This is a genomic window from Wolbachia endosymbiont (group A) of Opomyza germinationis (assembly GCF_964264765.1).
Taxonomy (GTDB): domain Bacteria; phylum Pseudomonadota; class Alphaproteobacteria; order Rickettsiales; family Anaplasmataceae; genus Wolbachia; species Wolbachia pipientis.
Genome location: NZ_OZ183482.1, coordinates 926,380 through 946,896, shown reverse-complemented (window position 1 = coordinate 946,896; position 20,517 = coordinate 926,380). Strand labels below are relative to the sequence as shown.

General features: G+C 34.3%; 20 protein-coding genes and 1 tRNA gene. 12 read left to right on the top strand and 9 right to left on the bottom strand.

All coding sequences use genetic code 11. The features are described 5' to 3' along the window. Nucleotides 1-178: 178 nt before the first annotated feature. From ACFEL3_RS04650 to rnc, 5 genes are all read left to right on the top strand, one after another. Nucleotides 179-2,485, top strand: coding sequence for an AAA family ATPase (locus tag ACFEL3_RS04650; RefSeq protein ID WP_070357007.1), 2,307 nt, complete (start codon nt 179-181; stop codon nt 2,483-2,485). Nucleotides 2,486-2,549: 64 nt separating this feature from the next. Then, complete coding sequence (locus ACFEL3_RS04645) at nt 2,550-3,446, top strand: class I fructose-bisphosphate aldolase (protein WP_038228077.1); 897 nt, start codon at nt 2,550-2,552, stop codon at nt 3,444-3,446. 5 nt (nt 3,447-3,451) lie between these two features. Beyond that, nucleotides 3,452-3,523, top strand: a tRNA-Cys gene (locus ACFEL3_RS04640). Nucleotides 3,524-3,644: 121 nt separating this feature from the next. Beyond that, nucleotides 3,645-4,712 carry a quinone-dependent dihydroorotate dehydrogenase gene (locus ACFEL3_RS04635; RefSeq protein ID WP_010082053.1) on the top strand — a complete coding sequence of 356 codons (1,068 nt, stop codon included), beginning with the start codon at nt 3,645-3,647 and terminating at the stop codon, nt 4,710-4,712. Between the two features lie 90 nt (nt 4,713-4,802). Beyond that, a complete protein-coding gene (rnc, locus tag ACFEL3_RS04630; protein WP_006279914.1) occupies nt 4,803-5,501 on the top strand; it encodes a ribonuclease III in 699 nt (232 codons plus the stop codon). 338 nt (nt 5,502-5,839) lie between these two features. On the opposite strand, the gene ACFEL3_RS04620 is transcribed toward rnc, so the two are convergent. After that, on the bottom strand, nt 5,840-6,382 hold the full coding sequence (locus ACFEL3_RS04620; RefSeq protein ID WP_006279913.1) for a hypothetical protein: 543 nt from the start codon (nt 6,380-6,382) through the stop codon (nt 5,840-5,842). A gap of 109 nt (nt 6,383-6,491) precedes the next feature. Then, complete coding sequence (locus ACFEL3_RS04615; RefSeq protein WP_010963125.1) at nt 6,492-7,022, bottom strand: phospholipase D family protein; 531 nt, start codon at nt 7,020-7,022, stop codon at nt 6,492-6,494. Nucleotides 7,023-7,568: 546 nt separating this feature from the next. On the opposite strand from ACFEL3_RS04615, the gene ACFEL3_RS04610 reads away from it, so the two are divergent. Beyond that, the gene (locus ACFEL3_RS04610) at nt 7,569-7,694 is read left to right on the top strand and encodes a hypothetical protein (RefSeq protein ID WP_255511221.1); all 126 of its coding nucleotides are present in this window, start codon (nt 7,569-7,571) and stop codon (nt 7,692-7,694) included. Nucleotides 7,695-7,879: 185 nt separating this feature from the next. Here the strand turns inward: ACFEL3_RS04610 and ACFEL3_RS04605 are convergent, their stop codons facing one another. Then, nucleotides 7,880-8,704, bottom strand: a complete 825-nt coding sequence (locus tag ACFEL3_RS04605) for a hypothetical protein (protein WP_265039600.1) — start codon at nt 8,702-8,704, stop codon at nt 7,880-7,882. A gap of 167 nt (nt 8,705-8,871) precedes the next feature. On the opposite strand from ACFEL3_RS04605, the gene ACFEL3_RS04600 reads away from it, so the two are divergent. Genes ACFEL3_RS04600 through ACFEL3_RS04585 form a run of 4 tightly spaced genes read left to right on the top strand, consistent with a single transcriptional unit; the run spans nt 8,872 to nt 11,162 of the window. Next, a complete protein-coding gene (locus ACFEL3_RS04600; protein WP_010081930.1) occupies nt 8,872-9,510 on the top strand; it encodes an HAD family hydrolase in 639 nt (212 codons plus the stop codon). Further along, the gene (locus ACFEL3_RS04595) at nt 9,510-10,007 is read left to right on the top strand and encodes an RDD family protein (RefSeq protein ID WP_010081931.1); all 498 of its coding nucleotides are present in this window, start codon (nt 9,510-9,512) and stop codon (nt 10,005-10,007) included. The genes ACFEL3_RS04600 and ACFEL3_RS04595 overlap by 1 nt, the downstream gene beginning before the upstream one ends. Before the next feature lie 59 nt (nt 10,008-10,066). Then, entirely contained in the window at nt 10,067-10,543 is a 477-nt protein-coding gene (gene bfr, locus ACFEL3_RS04590) for a bacterioferritin (RefSeq protein WP_010081932.1), read from the top strand. 1 nt (nt 10,544) lies between these two features. After that, a complete protein-coding gene (locus ACFEL3_RS04585) occupies nt 10,545-11,162 on the top strand; it encodes an SURF1 family protein (RefSeq protein WP_070357010.1) in 618 nt (205 codons plus the stop codon). A gap of 30 nt (nt 11,163-11,192) precedes the next feature. Here ACFEL3_RS04585 and ACFEL3_RS04580 read toward each other — a convergent pair whose 3' ends face one another. After that, nucleotides 11,193-12,911, bottom strand: a complete 1,719-nt coding sequence (locus ACFEL3_RS04580) for a monovalent cation:proton antiporter-2 (CPA2) family protein (protein WP_010963130.1) — start codon at nt 12,909-12,911, stop codon at nt 11,193-11,195. A 5-nt stretch (nt 12,912-12,916) separates the two neighbouring features. Beyond that, on the bottom strand, nt 12,917-13,489 hold the full coding sequence (locus ACFEL3_RS04575) for a thioredoxin family protein (RefSeq protein WP_010081997.1): 573 nt from the start codon (nt 13,487-13,489) through the stop codon (nt 12,917-12,919). Nucleotides 13,490-13,597: 108 nt separating this feature from the next. Between ACFEL3_RS04575 and tmk the strand changes: the two genes are divergently transcribed. Then, nucleotides 13,598-14,188, top strand: coding sequence for a dTMP kinase (gene tmk, locus ACFEL3_RS04570; protein WP_010081998.1), 591 nt, complete (start codon nt 13,598-13,600; stop codon nt 14,186-14,188). On the opposite strand, the gene ACFEL3_RS04565 is transcribed toward tmk, so the two are convergent. The 4 genes from ACFEL3_RS04565 to ACFEL3_RS04550 all read right to left on the bottom strand — a co-directional run bounded on the left by ACFEL3_RS04565 (nt 14,181) and on the right by ACFEL3_RS04550 (nt 18,817). Further along, nucleotides 14,181-14,849: a hypothetical protein gene (locus ACFEL3_RS04565; RefSeq protein ID WP_010081999.1), complete on the bottom strand. Its 669-nt coding sequence runs from the start codon at nt 14,847-14,849 to the stop codon at nt 14,181-14,183. The two genes, tmk and ACFEL3_RS04565, sit on opposite strands and share 8 nt — an antisense overlap. A gap of 154 nt (nt 14,850-15,003) precedes the next feature. Then, complete coding sequence (ftsH, locus tag ACFEL3_RS04560) at nt 15,004-16,845, bottom strand: ATP-dependent zinc metalloprotease FtsH (RefSeq protein ID WP_265018009.1); 1,842 nt, start codon at nt 16,843-16,845, stop codon at nt 15,004-15,006. Between the two features lie 12 nt (nt 16,846-16,857). After that, complete coding sequence (gene tilS / locus ACFEL3_RS04555) at nt 16,858-18,153, bottom strand: tRNA lysidine(34) synthetase TilS (protein WP_208571594.1); 1,296 nt, start codon at nt 18,151-18,153, stop codon at nt 16,858-16,860. Between the two features lie 184 nt (nt 18,154-18,337). Continuing rightward, nucleotides 18,338-18,817 carry an OmpA family protein gene (locus ACFEL3_RS04550; RefSeq protein WP_010081889.1) on the bottom strand — a complete coding sequence of 160 codons (480 nt, stop codon included), beginning with the start codon at nt 18,815-18,817 and terminating at the stop codon, nt 18,338-18,340. A gap of 275 nt (nt 18,818-19,092) precedes the next feature. On the opposite strand from ACFEL3_RS04550, the gene ACFEL3_RS04545 reads away from it, so the two are divergent. After that, nucleotides 19,093-20,514 (top strand): carboxypeptidase, encoded by a 1,422-nt coding sequence (locus ACFEL3_RS04545; RefSeq protein WP_010963135.1) that lies wholly within the window; start codon nt 19,093-19,095, stop codon nt 20,512-20,514. Nucleotides 20,515-20,517: the final 3 nt, after the last annotated feature.

The window sequence follows — 20,517 nt, the reverse complement described above, 5'->3', positions numbered from 1 at the left end:
GCGTAAAACTCGTCATTCCGCTACTCATTAGCGGAATCTATGCTGAGATATTGCGGTGCTATGACGTAGATCCAGAGTGGGATTCAAATTGGCTACAGCGAACTGCTGGATTTCAATTTTTTTAATAATTGTGTGCTATTCATTATATATGAGTTCCCACTTTTAAAGAGAATAGGAGATGATTTCCAAAAACTTAGAGGCAAGTTTGAATAGAGCACTATTCATTGCTTCTAATTTTAATCTTAAATATGCGAAAGTAGAACATTTATTGCTGGCGTTAACTAAAGACGTGGATGTAAATTACGTTTTATCAAGATGTAATATCAGAGCCGATGAAATCATCAGTATGGATAACATTCTATCAAGATGCAATATTAAGGCTAATGATTATAATAATAATATAAAAGGGTTTTTACAAAGCAGTTCTGAATTGATTATCAGTGGAGTTAAACCTAGCTCAATGTTTCAATGCATAATACACAGAGCAATAATACGGGCTCATAGCTTGGGGAAAAAAGAAATAAATGGAGCAAGTGTTCTAGTAGAAATTTTGTCTGGGCAAGATTTATACGTTGAAGATCTATTGCAGAAACAAAGTGCGAAAGATTCCAATTTGATTTACCACATATCTAACATGAAATACTCTAACGATATAGATGAATACACCACTAATCATAAAGTAAAACTTGATAAAAATAATGATGCTCCTACTACAGTAAATAAAGGTGAGCTACTAAAAGATGAGGAAATTCTACAAAGTTATTGTAAAAATTTAAATGACTATGCAAGAAGCAAAAAAATAGATTATGTTATTGGTCGTGATTATGAATTAAATCGCACTATAGAAATATTATTGAGGCGTAGAAAAAACAACCCTTTATATGTTGGAGATCCAGGTGTTGGCAAAACCACAATAGTTGAGGGTTTGGTACTCAAAATCATTGAAAACAGTGTTCCAAGTGCGCTCAGGTCCAGTATAATTTATGCTTTGGATTTAGGGTCACTCCTTGCAGGGACACGCTATAGAGGTGATTTTGAAGAGAGAATAAAATCTATAATAAAAGCGATTGAGGCAAAACCAGGTGCTATCCTTTTTATTGACGAAATACACACTATCATTGGAGCAGGTTCTACAAGTGGTAGCTTTCTTGATGCAGGTAACCTACTCAAACCTGCGCTTGCAAGAGGTACACTGCGTTGTATAGGTGCAACTACATATAGAGAATACAGCAATAGTTTTGAAAAAGATAAAGCATTAGCGAGGAGGTTTCAAAAAATTAATGTTAAGGAATCTTCTGTTAACGAAACGATAAAGATACTAGATGGTATAAAGCACTACTATGAAGGGTATCATGGAGTATATTATACAAAGAATGCCATTAGGTCTGCGGCTGAACTTTCGCATAAGTATATTACTGGGCGAATATTACCTGATAAAGCGGTTGATGTTATTGATGAGGCAGGGGCATATTGTAAATTGCTAAGAAACAGGGGTAAAATTGTAAATAGTAGAGATATTAAGAATACCATTACTAGAATTACAAATGTGCCTTGCGGATCTGAATCTGATGATTTGCAGAAAGTAAAGTCTTTAAAAGCTAATCTAGAGAAGGTGATTTTTGGCCAAGAGCAGGCAATAGAATCTCTTGTTAATTCTATTAAAATTGCTAAATCTGGGTTGAGAAATTACAATAAGCCTTTAGCAAATTATCTTTTTGCAGGGCCAACCGGTGTTGGTAAAACCGAGCTAGCAAAACAATTAGCAGAAAGCATGGGCATGAATCTTATACGCTTTGATATGTCCGAATATATTGAGTCTCATACGATATCAAGGATGATTGGTTCTCCTCCTGGATATGTAGGTTATGATCAGGGTGGATTACTCACAGAGTCTGTATCTAATAATCAATATAGTGTTGTGCTGCTTGATGAAATTGAAAAGGCTCATAGCGATATCTATAATATATTGCTACAAATTATGGATTATGGTTGCGTTACAGACACTTACGGACGTAAAGTTAACTTTTCCAATATAATCTTAATTATGACAACTAATGCAGGAGCAGCTGAACGCAGCAAAAGTTTTGTTGGCTTTGGGCATAAAAAATTTAACACTGGTGATAGTGAAAAAGCGATAGAACAGGTTTTTAGCCCTGAATTTCGTAATCGTCTTGATGCGATTATTTCTTTTTCTGACTTAAATGCGGATATAATTCTGCATATTGTAGATAAATTTATTCAGGAACTGAAAAAGCAGCTGACGCAAAAAGGCATAAACTGCTTGGTAGAAGATGAAGTGAAATCTTATCTTGCACAAACAGGTTATAGTAAGGAAATGGGAGCACGTCCGATAGAGAGACTTATTGAAAAAGAGATAAAAAGTTACTTAGCGGAAGAAATACTGAATCGTAAATTAATAAAAGGAAAGAAATTAAGAATCTATATGAATAAAGTAGAAAATAAAATTGCTTTTGATATAGTTTAAAATCCTTGTATTGAACTTCATCTTTGTTACAATCTATAACTTAAATTCAATTTGAATTATAGTGATAAGTGATAAAGTAAAACAAGTCCTAAGCTACTACGAAAGTGAAAACCCTGGGGTAAAAGCAAATCTTACTCGTATTCTCATGCATGGAAAGCTTGGCGGCACTGGCAAGTTAGTGATTCTGCCAGTAGATCAAGGATTTGAGCATGGTCCAATTAAAAGTTTTGAAGTTAACCCTGATGCTTATGACCCACATTATCATTTTCAGCTTGCGGTTGATTCGGGAGTAAGTGCATATGCTGCTCCACTTGGTATGATTGAAGCTGGTGCTGCAACTTATGCTGGAATGCTCCCACTTATTTTGAAACTTAATAGTTCCAACTCTTTACATTCAAAGGATCTAACCTCTGATCAGGCAATAACCTCTTCTGTGAAAGATGCGCTGCGTTTGGGATGCTTAGCTGTCGGATTTACTATATATCCTGGTTCTGCTAAGTGTTTCGATATGATGGAGGAAGCCCGTGGAATCATAGCTGAAGCCAAATCTTATGGACTTGCAGTAGTGCTATGGTCTTATCCACGCGGTGAAGGGATTTCCAAAGAAGGTGAAACAGCAGTTGATGTTATTGCCTATGCTGCGCACATGGCAGCTTTGCTTGGCGCTAATATAATAAAAGTAAAACTTCCAACTAAATATTTGGAAAGGGAGAAAATAGAAACAGAAAATATTGAATCATTATCTAAAAGAATTGAATATGTTAAAAGGTCTTGTTTTGCAGGGAAAAGAATAGTAGTTTTTTCTGGTGGTGAATCGAAGGAAGTAGATAACATATACAATGAAGCGAAAGAAATTAAGCAGGGTGGCGGTAATGGTTCAATCATTGGACGTAACACTTTTCAACGCAAAAGGGAGGAGGCTTTATCTATGCTAAAAGATATAATGGATATCTACACATAAAAAACGGCTGGGTGGCAGAATGGCTTATGCGGAGGACTGCAAATCCTTTTATACCGGTTCAATTCCGGTCCCGGCCTCTTTCATTCTCTATATCTTGTAAAAGTTAACAGTAGCTTTAAGTGTGTAACCTATAGAGAAAGCTTGTCCATAGTAAAATCAATTTCTTTTCAAGTTATGGTTATACTCTTATAGCGTTTCATGGTAAAAAATAAACTAAAAATAAGCAAAGTGTTTTACAAACGTAATTTACTATTTTTACTACCGCCCGAAGTTGCTCACTCTTTGGCAATTATGGCATTAAAGAAAATGCCTTATAAGAATCCTATAGAGCTACCAGAATCTTTGAGTGTGAATTTTTTTGGTAATAAGCTCAGAAGCCCCGTAGGTCTGGCTGCAGGTTTTGACAAGAATGCAGAAGTTATAAGGCCTATGCTCTCATTTGGTTTTGGGTTTATTGAAACTGGTACTGTAACTCGTAATCCACAATATGGAAACAAAAAGCCAAGAATTTTTCGGTTAATTAAAGATCAAGGGGTAATTAACAGATTGGGATTTAACAATAAAGGAATAGACTATTTTCTTAAACAAATAGGTGAAACCAAGCTTGATGACTGCATTTTTGGCATCAACATAGGAAAAAACAGTACATCAAAGGACCAAATCAGCGATTATGTTGACTTAATAAAGATAGTATATGGAAAGAGCAATTATATAGTGCTGAACATCTCATCCCCAAACACGCCTAATTTACGCAATCTGCACAATAAGCAAGAATTATCGGAATTGTTGAAATCCGTAACTCTAACCCGAAAATCAATTGATAATTCTAAATCCATACCAATAATATTAAAAATCTCACCAGATGTAGATCAGCAAACGAAAGAAAATATCGCTGAGCTTGCGTTGGAATATAAGATTGACGGATTAACAGTAAGCAACACTACGGTAAGTAGAGATAATCTGCATTCTCACCATAATGAGAGTGGTGGGTTGAGTGGCAAACCGCTGTTTAAACTTTCAACCGAGTTATTGGGCGATATGTACAAATTTACTAAGGGCAAAATATTATTGATAGGGTGCGGAGGAATCTCAAGTGGTGCTGATGCATATAAAAAAATAAAGGCAGGAGCTTCTTTGGTGCAGTTGTACACTGCTCTCATATACCACGGACCTCAAGTTGTAAACAAAATTAATCTAGAACTTGCAGAACTAATAAGGAGAGATGGATTTAGTAACATTAATGAGGTGGTGGGTTGTATACATTAATTTTGAAAGTTGGTGGTATTATTTTAATAAAATAAAACTAATTCTCTGGTATAAAGGTGGTAGAAAGTGCTTTTCTTTTAAATAATGGGTATGAAGAGTTTGAATGATGCAATATCTAAGATCATTGATTATAAATTTACAAATTATGCAATATTAGAAGAGGCACTAACTCACCCAAGCGTAAATAAAAGGAATAGCAAAAACCAGATTGTAAGCTACGAAAGACTAGAGTTTTTGGGCGATAGTGTTTTGAATATGGTTGTATCTGCCACACTGTTTAAACTATTTCCTGAAGAAAAAGAAGGAGCATTGGCAAAAAGAAAGACGGATTTAGTTTGTGGCAACACCATTGCTAATGTTGCTAAAGAAATAAAATTAGGCAGCTTTATCATCATGAATAATAGTGAACGCTGCAATGGAGGGAGATGTAACTTAAAAAATTTAGAAAACTCGCTTGAAGCACTAATAGGTGCAATTTATATTGATGGCGGGCTTGAAAATGTTGAAAAATTTATTATCCAATATTGGGAAAAGCTAGCTAAAGGCATGCTTGACCCCCCTCAAGATCCTAAAACCTCACTGCAAGAGTGGACTCAGAAAAACAAATTGCCTTTACCAGAGTATGAGCTTGTAAAACAAACTGGACCAGCGCACAATCCTGAATTTACTATATCAGTTTGCATAGAAGATTATGGTAAAGTTTCTGCATGCGCTTCTAGTAAAAAGATTGCTGAACAAAAAGCTGCTGAGTTGATGCTAGAAAAAATTGGAAAAGACGCTTCAGTTTAGGCAAAATAGGCATTAATGTAAATTTTAAGGAAGCTAATAGCGTTTAGGGTAAATGGTCAATTTAAGGAGAAGCATAGTATTATTCATAAAAAAGTTGATTTACCAAAAATCAAGCCTTATGTAGTGGAATATCAATGGCTGTTGTCGGAGATGCGGAAAAAAAGAAGTAGCAAGTTACCAAAAGGTGTTATGCCAGATACATTTGGTCCAAGAGTTGTTTTGTGAAGTTGACAGAGTCAATGAGAATGAAAGTTTTAAAAAATAGCATATTTTTTAATTATAAAAATTTGATATTAACTGTTGTTGGTTGATTGAGTAAAAACCAGTGAATGGTCACGTTAAAACATATTTTTAAATTTCTGCCAAAATCCTGGTTTATTATCATTAACCTTTGTAAATGTTATATTTAAACTGTATTTCGGATCATTTGGCACGTCGTATTTTATGCTAAATGTTGAAACTTTATCGTTATTGTAAATATGTACATCATCATATGATAGCTTTGTTGTGTAACACTTTACATACTTTTGCTTATCATGCACTAAATCACCTGACTCCCTTTCTAGTTCCACAAATTTCGTTTTTTTCTGACATTCCTTCATTTTTATTAAATCCTTATCTAGTGATATTGAAACTGGCAACGTATTTCCAGCATATTCTTTAGCTAAAAGTTCACTTTGAGGATACATTTTTATTTCCCTGCCAAAATGTGAGTCTATGAAATTATTACTCCAAAATTTATCGCCAGAATGCACGTACTCATCAGTAGCATACGGCACCCCACCATAATTGCATTGAACTTTGTAATCTCCAACACCGTTGTTTTGAAAAAAATCATGAATAGCAGTGTAGCTACCGGCAGCATCATTTATATAATCCATTACTTTATTCCTTAAATTTTTAGTTCATTATATCATAATCATTATGCCAATCAATCAAAAAAGCTCTCCCTTGCTGTTTTTAAAACTGATTTTGAGCAAGCGCTCTCGATTAGTTGGGAGCGTATTTGTAAGATTGTGACATTCGTGCCTCCCAGTTTTTCACATACTGCTGAATCAATTCAGGATAATCTGTAATAATTAATAAATTTTCAGCATTTCCTTTTTTAGCTGTCTTACTAAGGTTAAATGACCCTGTGATGACTTTTTGATTGTCAGCAATCATTATCTTATTATGAGCAATCTTTGGCTTATCATCGATCCAAATTGGTACTCCACCTGAAAATAATTCATTTATAACACTATATTTTGAGTAGAGTTGCGATTTATCTAAGATGACTTTAACATCAACACCGCGTTCTTTAGCATTAATCAAAGATTTTGCAACTGTTCCAAGAGTAAATGTATATTCTTGAACTAAGATAGATTTTTTAGACTGATCTATTACGTTGATTATCGGTACAGCACAATCTTCTCCAGGTGAAAAGCAAACCGTAGCTTTTGGGCAGGGCGAAAATATAAAACCCGCATAGTAATACAGAGAAAAACACATTAACAAGAATAAAAAGTGAAAAAGCCTCACAACAACCCACCCCCGGATATACGGCGATAGGCTACATTATAATTTAATCACCTGTCAATAGACTTCTTGCATAGTTTTTGGCAACAACCGTTAGAAACGAAAAAACTTACTTGACAAACTCCGCCAGCCCCCTTATCATGAAACTGAAGGTATTCAGTTATCTTCATCTGTGCAGATTAAACAGCAAGAAAACAACGTAGTTGGCGTCTTATTTTTAATTTTTTGCACTATGTGCACCTTATGTCTTCACAATATTTCTAGGTTTTTACCTACACAAGCTGAAACGCGCTTATAAGTCGTTTAAGACAGTATAGTACGCCAATTTGCAGGATTAGGGAGTGACAACTAGCTAACACGGGGTTTCTTTTGCCTTTTTTTCTGCTTAGTAAATTTCTTAAACATTTAAACTAAGGTGAGTTGCATTTAAAAGCAGCTAAATTGCAGTGTTTAAGACTTAAAAAACGCTAATGTTCTAAAATAGATATTAGCTGGGGCTTCTTTTGCCTTTTTTTTCGCTTGGTAAATTTCTTAATGTTTATAGCTAACATGAAGCTAAGTACGAACTTTGTTAAATACAACAAATGGTGTCATCCCAGTGCTCCTTTTTTTGTCATCCGAGTAGCTGACACTGGGATCTATTTTGCATGTAACTCCAATTGTGTTTTGGCATAAAACGCGACGCGTATTAGACTTATTTGCAAGCAAAGCTTGCTAGATCCAAGTAGTCAGGGCACTGGGATGACATCATAGGGACACTGGGATGACACCCTGACAATCGTCATCCCGCTACTTGTTAGCGGATGAGATACCGCGGCGGTATGACGGTTTGTGGCGGTATAATGAAGCTTGAAAGCGGATCACCTTTCACGACCCGTGTTTACTTCATTCACTTTAGGAGTATTAACAGGCGTTATTGCCGGGTTTTCAAGCTTTGTTGCCTGCTTCAAACCCTCGCTTACACTTTTGTCCTTTAAAATTTCATCAAGCTGCTTACTCTTTTGTTGCTCTTCGTTATTTGACGTATCTCTTTGAGCATCTTCTTTCATGCCACGAGCATTCTCTACATCCTTTTCACCTTCACCTAAAAATTTTTCTAATATTTTCTTAACAAAGCGCTTCAGAAGACTCAAAAACCCTTCTTCTTTTTGATTTTCTTGTGGTTGAGGCGTGTTATCTTTTTTGTCCGGCTCAGTGTTGAGCTTCTCTTTTACAGAACTCTTGCTTACTGAGGGATTAACGGTTTGTGAATCGTGCTCTGATGCTGTTTGCACAGAAGCTTCAGTAGTCTTTTTTTGTGTATTATGTTCAAGGTCTTTAACTGCTGTTGTAGTTTTTCTCGGAGTGTCTTGGAGTTTTTTGTCACTTTTTGGCTCTGCAACTTTTTCACTTGTGAAGATGCCCTTCCCTTTATATTGTTGGTCAAGCTCAGCAATTCTTTCAAAATCTTGACGTACTTTTTCATCTGCACGTCCTTTTTGACTTTCAAATCTCTGACTCAATTCTGCAACGTTTTTCATTTTGTTCTCAAGCTCCTTACTTTTCACAGCTTTTAGAGCCTCTGTTCCTTTTGCGATATAATTAACCTTCTTTTCTAATGAGGTACCTTCTGGAAAAGCACCTGGAGAACGTTCAAAAACATCTTTAAACTTTTTTTCAACACTTTCTTTAGATGTCTGGGCCATACCTGTTACCTATTAAAACATATCATATAATCAGTATATTAGCTAATTATATAAAAAACAGTTAACATAACTTGTGGTAAAAAGTGTTTATCAAGGGCGTCCTATTTATATCTTTTTCATTAAAATGCTATTTACTTATTAAGTTAAAATGTATAATTATATAAGAGATGAAAGATAGCTCATTAGCAGTAGTATTCGATTGGGATAATACCTTAGTTGACACTCAAGATAATATTTTTAATGCTATTAAGCATACCATAAACTCAATGGGGTATAGTAATAAAGCTGCTGATAGAAATTCCCATGAGTCGAGAAAGAGCTATATGGTCAATTTATTTGGCGATCAGTGGAAAAAAGCGAATCAGATATATCAACAATATTTAGATGATGCACTATTGCAAAACATTGCTTTGAATCAAGGAGTAGAGAAAATGTTGCAGACACTGAAAAGCCACAATATTTATCTAGCAATAGTAAGTAATAAGAAAAATACTAATTTACGTAAAGAAGTTGCCTATTTTAAACTAGATTCCTACTTTGAAAGAGTGGTTGGGTCATGCGATACTGCAGAAGATAAACCATCTGCAACCCCACTGCTATTTGCACTAGAAGAGAGTACGTTGCCTATAAATAGAGAAAATGTGTTTTTCGTTGGTGATAGCATCACAGATGTTCTGTGTGCACAAAATGCCAATTGTTTACCTATTATATACGGTCAATCAATAAGCGGTTATGAAGATTTGTTATGTTTTCAACATTTTGATAAACTTACAGATTTTATAATAAAGTATTTAGAAGATAGGTAATGACCACTGTTACAGAGATTGCCAGTATAATAAGACGCTTTTGCGCATATTTGATAGATAGAGCAATTTTATTAATTCCAAACTTATTAATCAGACTATTGTTAAAGAATTTTCCGTTAATTTCATCTATGTGTATAGATTGCAGTTACTTCACATATTTTATATCTTCAAAAGCCCAAGCAACTCCTGGTCAGCAATTAATGAACATACATACCATAAGCTTGGACGGTTCTAAAATAGATTTGAGTTTAGCATTTGATAGAAGCATTTCTCAGTTTTTTCTTTCTCTATTATATAACATAATAGTTATCCTCATCGAGCTTTTCCAAGAACAGGACGTGTTAATAAACGCTTTCGATATATTAATAGTGCTACTCACTATATTAACGGTGCTGCTCACTCTTTGCTGGTATCTAGTTGCTTGCTTCTCTAAGAAAAAACAGACATACCACGACATGCTATTTAATACGGTTGTTATCAAAGGAAATATTAAATGAGTTGCTATAACTATCGTTATCATATAAATTATGCTGATGAATTGAACTAAGGGAAGATTATGAATGAAGAGATAGTAAAACATTTGAACAAATTATTGACCAATGAGCTAACTTCTGTACGCCAGTATCTTTTGCATTTTGCGATTCTCAAAAACAATGGAATTAATAGATTTGCAGAAAAGGTAAAAAATGAGCTTAACGAAGAACTTGAACATGCAAACAAGTTGGCAGAAAGAATTTTGTTATTCAAAGGAGTTCCAAATTTTCAGGATACAAACGAAATATCAAAGCATGATGGAAAGTTTACAAAAGACACAATACGGAAAATCTTAGAAGCTAATTTGAAATTAGAGGGAAAAGGTATTAAGGATATCAAAGAAACGATTTCTATCGCTGAGAAAGAAAAAGATTTTGTTAGTGTAATGTTATTAGAAGAGATGTTAAAAAATGAAGAAGAGCACTTCCATTGGATTGAAAAACAGATTGACCTTATTGAACTAATGGGTGTTGAAAACTATTTAAGAACACAAATATAGAGTGTTAAAAAAAATAGTATTTATTTTAATTGTACCTTGCTTGCTCCTTTTTTTATTAGGATTATGGCAAGTATTCAGATTGAACTGGAAGAATAATATTATCAAAAATATGAGTCTTCCTGTTGTTCATCTGTTGCCCAATAACGACCTTGAAAAATTTAACTATAGGCATGTCAAGATTGATGGGATTCTAAGTGACATAGAACTATATGTTTTTGCAGGGCAACACGGCTATCACGTGCTGTCTCCTATGTTGCTCACCACTGGACGTTACATGTTGGTGAATAAAGGAATAGTCGGAGAAAAAAAGGAGAAAAAAGTAAAAATTGAAAAAGTAGTTGCAGATGGAATTTTATATTGCGATAGCAATAAAAGTAAAAATTGGTTTATCAAGAACGATACTGCTTCGAATACATGGTTTACCCTGAGTACAGAAGAAATTTCCAATGAGTTAGGTATTAAGCTAGAGAAGTGTGTATTGTGGCCGAACAATTTTGGCAGCAAAGTAGCTATACAGCCAATGAAGCATTTGGAATATGCAATCACTTGGTTTGCACTTTCCTTAATTTGGTTGATTATGTGCGTAATTTACTATAGGCAAAACCTCAATAAAGCTTGAAGCTTTCTGTACATAAAATTAGAGAAGTAGTTATTCATCTTTATCACTACCAAGGTCTTTTAACATACTGTAATTGCCTTTTCTGAATCTACTTTTTAAAGACGTAACTCCACTTTCGCTAATACCACTAAGGCTCAGTGCAGCTCCACCTAGCTGCAATCCTATCTCAGATGTTTCAGGAATAATTTTACTAGCTCCTAGATCTCTATAAACCTCCACATTACTCAGATCTGGTAAGCGTATTACAATATTTACATGCGGAAAATTTGCTGCAACTAAAGAAACAACTTTTTTTATAGTAACTTCATTCTTTATTGAAATAACGAGAGCTTGAGCTCTTTCTATTCCTACCGATTTTAAAATTTCACATCTTGTAACATCTCCAAGATATATAGGAAAACTATCACTTTTTCCTTCTTTGACTATTTTCGATTGAATATCTACAACAACGTAACTTAAATGCTCTGCCGTAAGCATTTTTGTTACCATATATCCCACTCTACCAAATCCAGCAACTATCACATGGTTATAAAGATCTTGTGTATCTGTTTCAACAGCTTCATCATCTAATATTGTTTTCTCAGTGCTAAATGAGTTTGCTATCCAATCTCCAAGCCCCGATAAAAGAGGAGTGAAAGCCATGGTTACTGTAGTTACCATCATAAGTACTTGAGCGATTTCACTTGGTAGCACATTTAGCTCATCTGCTAAGCGAAACAAAATAAACGCAAATTCACCGCCTTGTGAAAGCAGTAACCCAGCTTGTATAGCAGGTGCACTCTTAAACCCAAAAAATCTACACAATATATATATAATAGATGTTTTTAAAACGATAAGGATAATCGATAATAAAGTAATTAGTGGTAACTTATTGAGTAAAAGTTCGGTATTGATGGACATACCAACAGTCATGAAAAATAAGCCAAGAAACAAATCTTTAAATGGCAATACTGCGTGTTCTACTGAGTGTCTATATTCTGTTTCTGCAACTAACAATCCAGCAACAAATGCACCTAATGCTAACGATAAATGGAATTGCTCAGTAATAAATGCTGCTCCTAATACTATTAAAAGCGTTGTTGATATAAAGATCTCATTACTTTCCATTTTAGCAATAACCGAAAATAAAGGTCTAAGCAATAATCTACCAGTTATAAATATCAGCACTAATGCAATAGCTGCTTGCACCAATGAACCTGCCAATGAGCTTATCAGGCTGTGCTCAGAATTGCCAGTAAGTAAAGGTACCAATACTATTAATGGTACCACTGCAAAATCTTGCATTAATAGCACTGCTATCGACAACCTACCAACCTGACTTGCTTGAGAACCTTTTTCTTGCAGAACCTGCAACACTATTGCTGTTGAGGATAGCGCAAGCCCACCACCAATAACTGTTGCTATATTCGTATTCACTCCGAAAGCAAGAGCGATGCACCATATTGCTACCATGGTAACTATAACTTGAAGAGAACCGAACCCAAATACATGAATACGCATAGCGATCAGGCGTTCAAATGTCAATTCAAGGCCTATAATGAATAATAGAAAAACTACACCAAATTCTGCAAGATTATCCATTGCTTCAGCTGAGTGTATCAGATTAAATCCGTGAGAACCAATAACTGCACCTGCAACGAAGTAACCAAGCACTGGACTAATATTCATTTTCCAAAATGCTATGACTATAAACACAGCAGCAGAAAGCAAAATTATAATATCAAACAAATGCTGAGAGCCACTGTGCATGATATTTAACCTGTAGAATTAGACCATTTAATTGAGCAGCCAATACTTGATTTTTGGTCAATTGGAGAATTACCAGTTTCTGCAATAAATTTCATAGCTTGAAATAAGTCACTACTTCCTACTTCATAGCTTTGAACCTTTTCTTTTTTTGTGTCGTTAAAACGTCCACGATAGCAAAGGTTTAAATTGGAATTAAAGCCGAAAAAGTCAGGAGTGCAAACAGCCCCGTATTCTTTAGCTATTTTCTGTGTACTATCAATTAAATATGGAAATATAAACTTATTTTCCTTGGCAAAATTAATCATATTTTCAAAGGAATCTTCTGGATATTCATTTACATCATTTGGCATTATTGCAATGGTGTTTACCTGATAATCTTTTTTCAATTGATCAACATCGCTTACCAGATTGCTAATAATTGACTGAACGTAAGGACAGTGATTGCATATAAACATTATAATAAGACCATTTTTTCCACAACAGTCACTTAATGCATAATATTTATTGTCTACTCCCAAAAGATTAAAATCTTTTGCAGTAAAACTAAAATCGACTTTAGGAGTATTCAGAGCAACCATAGACTATTATTATACCACATGTAATTTACGGTCTTATTATTTAAATGTCAAACGGTTTCTATGTATACTGTTTGCATATTCTTTTTTAGTATTATAATTATGAAACTTATGTTCATAACTTTCGAAGGAATAGACGGCTCTGGTAAAACAACACAATCTAAGCTACTTGCAAATCATTTTAAGCAAATTCGCGGCGAAAATAATGTGGTATTGACTCGAGAACCAGGTGGCACTAACTTTGCAGAGAAGGTAAGAGGAGTATTGTTAACGAATAATATTGATTCTATTTCTGAACTCTTGCTACTTATCTCGATGAGGCGCGAACATATGAAAAAATTAATATTACCAGCTCTTGCAGAAGGAAAAATAGTGATTTGTGATCGGTTTATTGATTCAACTATTGCATATCAAGGATATGGGTTTGGAGTTGACTTAGGGCTAATAAGGGACTTACATAAGCTAGTGGAAATTAAATATCCAGATATTACATTCATTCTAGATATTGATGTTAAAGTTGGGTTAAATAGAGCAAAAGACAAGAATAAATATGAAGAAATGGATGTTAATTTTTACAATAAGGTCAGAAAAGGATTTCAGGAAATAGCCATAAAAGAGCCCGTTAGGTGCAGTGTTATCACTGGAATTGAAACAAAAAATGATAATCACGTACACAATGAAATTATTGATAAAATCACCTAGCTTGTGATAGAAAATTATCAATTTCAGGTAACATTATTTCATATGAATAACTTTTTGTTTGAGTAGCTAAAAAATCCTGTATTTTGTCTGGATCTTCTTCACTTATCATCTTATATGCCCTTGCGAGGTTCATTAATTCACTTCTATTTTTTTTATTGCTTACTTCAGTAATAGTAAAAAATTGATCAAAATGGTCTAAGAGGTCTTTATTTTTTATTGAAGACACAATATCGTCAATTTCTTTCACATATAATGCAAGTTTGTGTGCTTTACTACGATCTTCAAAACAAAGATTAACAAGCACGTTACGAAACCTATCTTTCGTAGTACTTCTCACTTCTGCTAATAAGGACTTAATATTTTCTTGGCAATGCACTCTCTTTACCGATTCAGCCGGTTCAACCATACCAAGAACATTCTTTACCAAAGATTTTTCTTCACAACTAAATATGAACATGTAATAACCCATCGATAAAGTGAAGAGCAAGAACATAGCCGGAAGTAAAAACGGAGCTAATACATTTTGTGACGCAGGGAAAATAAACCAGGTAACAGTTGCTATTGACACAGTTACAAATAATCCTGATAAACATAATTGTGCTTTTCTTCTATAATTCTGATCAATAACTGTACTTACACCAATAGAAGCTATATCAATCATTACTCACACCTCATTAAACATTAATACTAACTGAATGATAGCATTATTGTGATGAAAATGCAATATTATGAATATTTTAATACAATTTATATTGACAGTTACAATTCTGAATGTTTTATTGCAGCGTTAGCTGATTAGCATTTTTAAGATGAGGTCAACTCTCATAGAGAGAGGATTTTTTTACTTTCTCATTCTTCTCATTTTCTTCTCTAACAATTTTTTTTCCGTTTAGTATATCCTTTATTTCATCTCCTGTTAAAGTTTCAAACTCCAGTAGATTTTCAGCAATAAGCTCTAAGCCTTTCTTATGCTTGGTCAAAATGTCTTTTGCTTTTTCATAGCAAGAAGATATGATTTTTTTCACTTCTTCATCTATGAGCTTTAGCGTATCTTCAGATGTCATATGAGGATGTTGTGGATCTTGCTGCTCACGATTGTGATACACTAGCCCTATCTCATCATTCATTCCACATTTTTTTACCATAGCACGTGCTATGTTAGATGCTTGTCGTATATCAGAAGACGCGCCACTTGTAACTTTATCGTAGCCAAAAATTAACTCTTCTGCTGCCCTGCCACCCATGGCAACAGTTATATCTGCTATCAGCTTTTCTCTTGTGTGGGACACTCTATCTGTTTCCGGTAGTCTCATAACTAAACCTAAGGCCATACCTCTTGGAATGATTGTTGCCTTGTGTATAGGATCAGAAGCAGGCATATTAACCGCAATTATCGCATGACCAGCTTCATGGTATGCAGTCAGTCTCTTTTCCTCTTCTGTCATAATTAGGGATCGTCTTTCTACGCCCATCATTACTTTATCACGTGCATATTCAAAATCATCCATGGTAACAATTTTCTTGTTTCTTCTTGCAGCGATAAGTGCAGATTCATTCACCAAATTTGCTAGATCAGCCCCTGAAAAACCTGGTGTTCCTCTTGCAACTGTTTTCACGTTTACATCTGGTGCTATTGATATTTTCTTTATATGAGTATTTAATATCTTTTCACGCCCATTTATATCGGGTAAAGAAATAGTAATCTGTCGGTCAAAACGACCAGGTCTAAGCAGTGCTGGATCTAAGACATCCGGACGGTTAGTCGCAGCAATTATTATTACACCTTCATTAGACTCAAAGCCATCCATCTCAACTAATAACTGATTTAATGTTTGTTCTCTTTCATCATTGCCGCCACCAAGACCAATGCCACGATGTCTACCCACCGCATCTATCTCATCTATAAAAATTATACAAGGAGCATTTTTCTTGCCTTGATCAAACATATCACGAACACGGCTCGCACCAACACCAATAAACATTTCAACAAAATCAGATCCAGAAATGCTAAAGAATGGCACATTAGCTTCTCCTGCAATTGCACGAGCAAGTAAAGTTTTACCAGTTCCAGGAGAGCCAATTAAAAGGCACCCTTTTGGTATTTTTCCACCTAATATTTGAAATTTTTGCCTTTGTTTAAGGAAATCAACGATCTCTACTAGCTCTTCTTTTGCTTCATCAATTCCAGCAACATCATCAAATGTTACTTTTTTTCCACTAGTCATGAGTCTAGCCCTTGACTTGCCAAAGCTTATAGTGCTGTTGCCTCCCGCTTGTGTTTGTTTAAGAAAGAATAGCAAAAAGCCAATAAAGATAAATGTTGGGACCCATGAGATAAGTAATCCACCAATTACGTTCATGGCAGAATCTCCAGTTGAAAAGGAGAATCTCACTTTTCTATCATGTAAATTTTTTATTAGGTCGCTATATATGACACCGCTTGAATTGAAACTTGAACCGTCCCTGAACTTGCCTTCAATGCTCTGGTTTTTTATGACAATATTTTCTACATCATTGTCTTCTAGTCTAGTTAAAAATTCCGAAAAAGGTATAATTGTTTTACTTTTACCTACATTTCCGCTGAATTGAATATAAGCAACTGAAATAAGAACAATAATTACTAACCAGATCAATAAGCCTTCTAAAAATTTTTTCATTTCTATTTCTAACTAAATACTAATCAAGCTTACCAAATTTTGTTTTATCGTGCTATTAATAATGCATTGAACCTTATCGTCATTGGTATTTTTTCCGTTATAATTTACATCAGGATAAGCAAGCACCTTGCTATCTTTTTGTACTGTAGGCAAAGAGTAGAAAACTTCAGGGCAGCAGTTGTAATCCTTCAGAAATTCAGGAACTTTTTGTGTTTTTTTTAATGGAGCGATGATAACTGAACACCCTTGATTTCCGAGTATTGTGCAGCTAAATCTGTTATCCCATTGGGTAGGTTCATTTAAAGGTAGGTTTACGGTAATTTCTTGTATCCTTGACGATTCTCTAATTATTAAGATATTTTCTCCATACTTTCTTATTTTACACCCAGAAAGTGTACAGTTAACATTACTATCCTTTTGCAATATTCTATTAAATATTGCAATGAGGCTGCTGTACCTTGGTTTATAATGTTTACTGGCAATTGCCATTATAGAGTAAAGAAGAAGCCTCAAGGCTATTTCCTCTGGCAATTGATAAAATTCACTTAGTTTAATTTCAATATAACCAAGATCATGCACATTAACGCAGTCATTAAACGCAAGGCGTGTGTAGTGCATCAACGCTTTTGCAGCTCTTTTCATATGAAGGGCTGTGAGGCATATTCGCTCTGTTAAAATCTCTTGATTATCACTTGCTTTAAGTAAGTTACGGTATAAAGTTCGTCTGTATTTTAAGTCATGATTGCTTCTATCTTCGATCCATTTTAACCGATGAAGCTTAGCGTACTTTTCTATTTCACTACGACTAAAATTTAACAATGGCCTAAATATATAAATACCATTTAGGAAAGACTTGTAGTCCATTGATGATAATCCATCTACGCCACTACCTCGCTCTAATCTTAACAAGAACGTTTCTGCTTGATCATCTTTGTGATGAGCAACAAGTAAATATTTAACATTATTATTTTTACACCACTCTGCTAGTAACTTATACCGTGCTTTTCGTGCCTGTAACTGAATATTGCCTTTAATATTTTGCTTCTCCCAATTTAATATGAACGATTCCTTTGCTCCAAGTTCCTTTGCATAACTTACAACAAAATCAGCTTCTTTTTGAGACTCTGGACGTAATCCATGATTTACTGTTAATGCTATAGGAAGTGAAAGCTTGTTTTTTTTTGCCCAGTTAGTCATTAAGTGCAGTAAGACTATACTATCTACACCACCTGATACTGCAACTGCAACTTGATTGTTATAGAAAGCAAAACTATTAACCACATTTTGAAATAATAACTCTAATTCCATTATGTCTCTTGATGGCCAGACAGGTCAGATCTCTTACGTCATACCGCGACTTATTTGTGGTATATATAGATCCCGCTAACAAGCAACGAAATATGACAAGTTTGTCCTTTTTTGTCTACCCCAGTGCCCTTTCTTTATGTCATCCCAGTGTTTGACACTGGGATCCAGGTTTTAATGCAAGAAACTATTTCTTTATTCCAGAAAATGAAAATTCCACTCTACGATTTTTAGCATGCTCTTTTTCATATTTAGAATTTCTAGAATCATCTTTTACATTAACCAAAGGCTCAGTTTCACCTTTAGAAGCAGTTTTTATTCTGTTTTCTATGTAGGGTGTACAACTAACCATAAATTTTTTAGCTGCATCAGCCCTTCTAGCGCCTAGCGCAAGATTATATTCATGAGAACCACGGTTGTCAGTGTGACCAGTTAAAGTAACCTTCGCGTCAGGGTTATCTTGTAACACCTCCATTACGTCAAGTAATGCATCTGCACTTACTTCAGCAATACTAGATTCATCATAACCAAAGAAAACTCTTTTATCACCTATCTGCTTAACAACAGAATTTATTTTATTTGTTGTATTTGCTCCTTTTTTTGGGCAAGAACTTACACCAGTAAGTAATAAACAAAAACAGCACATTATAACCAGTCTACTCCACATTACTAAACCTCCATAAATTTTAAATAGTGCGTAACTTTAATTTCAGTAGCTAATATCTCTCCATATTGTAATATAGTCAAGAGAAATAAAATACTAAATACTTTTTCTACAACCTTACAATTAATTTTCCTATAATATGCTGGACTCTGAGTAGAAAAATCCAATAAAAGAATAAAAAGTACAATTTTTTATTGTACTTTAAGCAAATATACTTTTAACTTTATTATTAATCTATTACGGTATTAAACAGATGTTTTCTAAAATAATGAACAAATATGCAATCTTATAAGTTTTTAGAGGAAGTATTATATAGGGTAAAGAATATCGAAAATACGCTAAAAGTACTAAACCAAAGCCAATTGAATATAGAGGACAAAGTTGAACAAATGAGTCTTCTAGAAGAAATCAGACATGAAATTATCTCTCATGACGCAATAAAGGAATCATTAGCAGATGCTCTTGGTAACAAAAAAAGTGCAAATACTCAGCAGCTAAAGTTAATAGAGAGAATACATAAAAGCAACAGTGCTGTTCCTATTGATTTAGTAAAGTCTTTATCCAAAGCTAAGGTTGAATGCCAAAATTTATGGAAGCTATCTCATTCTGAAACCAGTAACTTAGAAAAACTAAAAGAACGTTTTACTGATTTAATCACACTCATTCGCGAAGTAGCTTCTATAAAATCGCAGCAATTAAAATGCTCAAAATACGACTCACTGCTTGCTGACTATGACTCTGATATCACAGAAAAGAATATAAGGGAAGTATTCCCCAAGGTAGGCAAATTTTTTAGCGAAAATGTAGATAAAATAATTGAAAAGCAGAAAAAGGATAAGGTTACTAATATACAAAAAGTTGCTACTCAGAAACAGATTGAACTTGGCTCATTATGTTTACAGCAAATGGGTATTGCACTAAATGAGATTCGTACTTCTTATTACTACCCTATAGATTATGATGAATCTGATTTTTGTTATGGTTTATTTTCACTTTTACGGCATAGTGGTTATGCAATTTATCAAAAATGTTTAGCGCAAAATTCTATAAGTAGTCCAATTACGAGACATGTTATGTATGAAACTCAAGGGTTATTCATGGAAAGGATGATTGGAACATCCAGAGAATTTATTGAGTTTATTCAACCACACATAAAAGAGAAATTTGCTATAAAAGGCAAAACTAACGAGAAAGTTAGCAGTGTTGAAAATTTGTACTTGATTTTCAATGAAATAAACCTTTCTTCTTTTTTAAAAAATGCAGATGAATTTAGTCTGTTAGCTCATATTATGTTGAGAACTAGGTTAGAACAAGATATAATAAATGGTACATTGGAAGTCAAAGACCTGCATGATGCGTGGCTGGAAGGTATGAAGCACTATAAAATTCCAGTAAAAGCTGAAAATGAGCTAAACACTTATTTTCAAGATGAATATTGGGCAAGCGGTGTTATGGGCTACTTTCCTATAAAAATTATTGCTTTAATTGCTGCTGTGCAGATTTTCTCTTGCGTTAAAAAGAATCATTACGAATCATTAAGTGCTATAATAAAAGGAGATTTTAGTTTACTTATCAGTTGGTTATCTCAAAATATATACAGTGCAAAGTGTGGCCTGGAACTGCTAAAAAAAGTAACAGGTAAGGGTTTAGACGTTGAGTGTGTTACTTACTACTTATCTGAAAAGTATAATTTGTCTTAATAA